Genomic DNA, 3668 nt, shown 5'->3' on the forward strand with positions numbered 1-3668 from the left:
TGGCAGCCAGCTATCCCGCAAGGGTTGCGCCCCCATCTCCTTTCCTGGGTGGGGTACGACTTCACCAGTACCGACACCGTCCACCACGGGGTTCCCTCGATGGGCGTCACGGTGGTGCTGTCGCTCGCAGAGCCCATCGACTGTGGCTGGCTTCATGGCGACGCGCGGCATCTCTGTGACCTACTAGTCTCCGGTCTGCACACCACTCCGGCTCTGATCCAGTCGAGGGGACGCCAGCAGGGCCTCGAATTGTCGCTCCACCCGCTCTCGACCCGTCGGCTTCTCGGGCTGCCGGCCGGGGAACTGGCCGGCTCGATGGTTGATGTGAATGATCTCTCGTGGCCCAGGCACCTGCTCGACCAGCTGCGGCAGTCAACGTGGCCACGACGGTTCCACCTCTTGGCGGCATTCCTCACCAAGAGGCTCGAGCAGCATCCTCATGCACCGCGCGCAGACCTGGTCGAGGCACTCGCGCGGATCCATCGGACCCGAGGCACGATCCCCATCTCCGGCCTGGCTCAGGACGTTGGCCTGTCCAGACGGCGGCTCTCAAGCCTGTTCGACCTCGAGACCGGTCTCTCGCCCAAGCAGGTGGCGCGCATCGCTCGCTTCACCCACGCCAAAGACTTGGTCCAGGGTGGCGCCCAGCCCTCGGACGTCGCGGCGATGGCCGGCTACAGCGACCAACCGCACCTGTCCCGGGAATGGAAGTCGATGACTGGATGGACGCTGCGCCAGTCGAAGGACGATTTCCCATTGCTTCAAGACACCGACATGCTTCCGGCGTGAGGCTAGAGCCATGACGACACCACAGCTGTTCCACTGCCTGCGCTATACAGACGCCGATCGAGGCATCGACTTTCTCCAAGCCATCGGCTTCACCACCGCCATGATCGTGCGGGATCCTGATGACGCGACCTTGGTGGCCCATGCGCAACTTGCCTGGCGCGACAACGGGGGCATCATGCTCGGGTCTGTTCGGGACGATGACCCGCATTACGGGCCGGGGATCTGCAACCTGGTGGTCGCCAGTGATGAGGACGTGGACAGCCTCTTCGCCGCAGCCCTGGCACACGGCGCGACCACCGTCACGGAGCCCAACGACGCCCCCCACGGAGGGCGCAACGCATGTGTCGCTGACTTCGATGGCCACTGGTGGAACCTCGACTCCTACCCGGGAGCCTGAGCCGGGGAACACCCCTCGACACCGTCATGTGCCACGGCTCACGAGTTCGTGCACATCTCAATGAGCCCTGACCCACACAATCTCGCCGCCCGCGGCGGCAACTGGCCTTCCTGGGCGGCGCATGCCCACAGGAAGGCCTCGTCATGTCCCACGCGAACGCCGCTCTCACCCCTCGCCACCGCCTGATCGTCGGCCGCTTGGTCGTCGATGACGGCTGGCCGATCAGCGAGGTCGCCGCCAGGTTCCAGGTCTCCTGGCCCACGGTGAAGCGCTGGGCCGACCGCTACCGCACCGGCGAGCCAATGCAGGACAGGTCATCCAGGCCGCATCACTCACCGAACAAGACCAACCAGCAGACTGCCAGGCGCTGCGTCCGTCTTCGCCTGCGACTACGGGAGGGGCCGGTGCAGTTGGCCAGCCGACTTGGGATAGCCCCGTCCACGGTCCACCGCATCCTTACAGACGTGCACTTGAACCGGCTGTCGCACGTCGACCGCGCCACGGGAGAACCGGTGCGCCGTTACGAGCACGATCACCCAGGGTCGATGCTGCACGTCGACGTGAAGAAGCTCGGCAACATTCCCGACGGCGGAGGATGGCGCTACGTCGGGCGGCGACAGGGCGACAAGAACCGGGCCGCTACACCCGACAAGCCGAAGAACAAGCACTACGACCCGTTGATGGGCTTGGCTTACGTCCATACCGTCATCGACGACCACTCCCGCGTCGCCTATGCCGAGATCCACGACGACGAAACCGCCCGCACTGCCACCGCCGTGCTGGTCCGAGCCGTCGAGTGGTTCAACGCCCGCGGCGTCACCGTCGAGCGGGTCCTATCCGACAACGGCGGCGCGTACCGCTCACACCTGTGGCGCGACACCTGCGCCGAACTCGGTATCCGGCACAAGCGCACCCGGCCCTACAGGCCGCAGACCAACGGGAAAATCGAGCGCTTCCACCGCACCCTGGCCGACGGATGGGCATACGCCCGCTGCTACACCTACGGAGCCGAACGACGGGGCGAGCTGGACGACTGGCTGCACTACTACAACCATCACCGGCCGCACACGGCCTGCGGGAACCTCCCGCCCTTCTCGCGATTGATCAACGTCTCCGGGCAGTACACCTAGGCCCCCTCCAGAAGGATGAGCGCCCGAAGTCGTCCCGGGGGCCGATGACCGGAGATGGTCGTCCTCAGTAGCTTCTGGAGCATGACGAGCGAGCAGCAGAACCAAGAGGGGGCTCAGGCCCCGCAGGACGTCGTGCAGCCTGCGCCGGGGCGGCCTCAACCGGAGATCTGGCGCCTGCAGCACCCGCAGCTCGGGCCGTTCAGCGTGGCGGTGGGCAATCGCGCCCAGCTCACCGAGGTCGATCCGCAGTTCCGCAGCGACGACATGGAGGGCCCGCAGAAGGGCTGCGTGTTCTTCCGCGGGACCCGCGTGCTCGCAAGGGCCTCGCAGCTCGGCTCGCATCGCGTGGCCGTTCACCCGGAGGACGACGACGCCCGCACCGGATCCTCCGACGAGCAGCCCGACCAGGCGCCGGCCCCGGAGGCCAAGTCCCTGCTGCTCTCGTTCGCCGATCCCCGCATCGTGGTCAAGGCGGTCGGCGGCGGAACCCGGGTCGCCCACATCCGCTTCAAGGACGGCAGCCAGGTGGCCGAGTTCGCACCGCCGGAAGGATCGCGGGCCGCTCGTCGCCAGGCGGCCATGGAGGCCTCGCCCTGGAAGCGCGCGGTCTACCCGCTCATGGAGGGGCTGGGGCGAGCGGGGTCGGCGATCGCGGGCATCGTGGCGCTGCCGCTGATCCTCCGTCTGCTCGATCCGGTGTGGCGCTTCCTGGGCCGGCTGCTGCCCGATCTCGGCATCCCGTGGCCGCAGATCAGCCTGCCCCGCGTCCCCTGGCCGGAGATCGACCTCCCGTCGATCCCCTGGCCCAGCATCGAGCTGCCCGAGTGGGTCGGCTTCCTGCTGGAGTACTCCAAGGTGTGGGTGCCGCTGCTGATCGGCCTCGCGGTGGCTGTGGGAGCGCTGCGCACAGCACGGCGGACTCGGTGCACGCGTCGCGACTGGCAGGCTCAGCCGTCATCATCTGCGACGACCGAAGACGACCGGACGCCATCCTCCGGTGACGAGGCGACGACGGAGGCCGACCGCCCCTCTGCGCTGTCGGGCGCCGACGCCGCCTCAGCGCGGACCGAGGATCAGGAGCCGTCGAGGGCCGAGCGCAGCGCTCGCAGCTCCAGGCACCAGCCGCCTGCCTGGTCGTCGTAGACCGGCCGCAGCGCGGCATCGGAGGCTCCGCCGTCGCGGAAGCCGGATTCCAGCATCCGGACCATGCACGAGCCGTCGTCCAGGGGATCGACCCAGAACTGCGTGAGGGTGCGGGGATCGTCGGAGCCCTCGAAGCCCTCCCAGCGGTAGGCGATGAACTCGCCGTCGAGCCTGTCCTCGACCGTGAGCGCGAAGGTGCCGTGCACGGG

Annotated in this window: 5 protein-coding genes; 4 read left to right on the forward strand and 1 reads right to left on the reverse strand. The window is 68.0% G+C overall.

Features of this window, described 5'->3' with window-relative positions; genetic code table 11:
* Positions 1-99: 99 nt before the first annotated feature.
* The 4 genes from ACHFFZ_RS10955 to ACHFFZ_RS10970 all read left to right on the forward strand — a co-directional run bounded on the left by ACHFFZ_RS10955 (position 100) and on the right by ACHFFZ_RS10970 (position 3459).
* Entirely contained in the window at positions 100-789 is a 690-nt protein-coding gene (locus ACHFFZ_RS10955; RefSeq protein ID WP_394276652.1) for a helix-turn-helix domain-containing protein, read from the forward strand.
* Between the two features lie 10 nt (positions 790-799).
* A complete protein-coding gene (locus tag ACHFFZ_RS10960) occupies positions 800-1186 on the forward strand; it encodes a VOC family protein (RefSeq protein ID WP_010534680.1) in 387 nt (128 codons plus the stop codon).
* 143 nt (positions 1187-1329) lie between these two features.
* Complete coding sequence (locus ACHFFZ_RS10965; protein WP_394276653.1) at positions 1330-2316, forward strand: IS481 family transposase; 987 nt, start codon at positions 1330-1332, stop codon at positions 2314-2316.
* Positions 2317-2397: 81 nt separating this feature from the next.
* On the forward strand, positions 2398-3459 hold the full coding sequence (locus ACHFFZ_RS10970; RefSeq protein WP_394276654.1) for a hypothetical protein: 1062 nt from the start codon (positions 2398-2400) through the stop codon (positions 3457-3459).
* On the opposite strand, the gene ACHFFZ_RS10975 is transcribed toward ACHFFZ_RS10970, so the two are convergent.
* Positions 3390-3668: hypothetical protein (locus ACHFFZ_RS10975; protein ID WP_394276655.1), on the reverse strand; the 279-nt coding region annotated here is incomplete at its 5' end. The genes ACHFFZ_RS10970 and ACHFFZ_RS10975 overlap by 70 nt on opposite strands.

It is taken from the genome of Luteococcus sp. (genome assembly GCF_043424415.1).
Classification (GTDB): Bacteria; Actinomycetota; Actinomycetes; order Propionibacteriales; family Propionibacteriaceae; genus Luteococcus.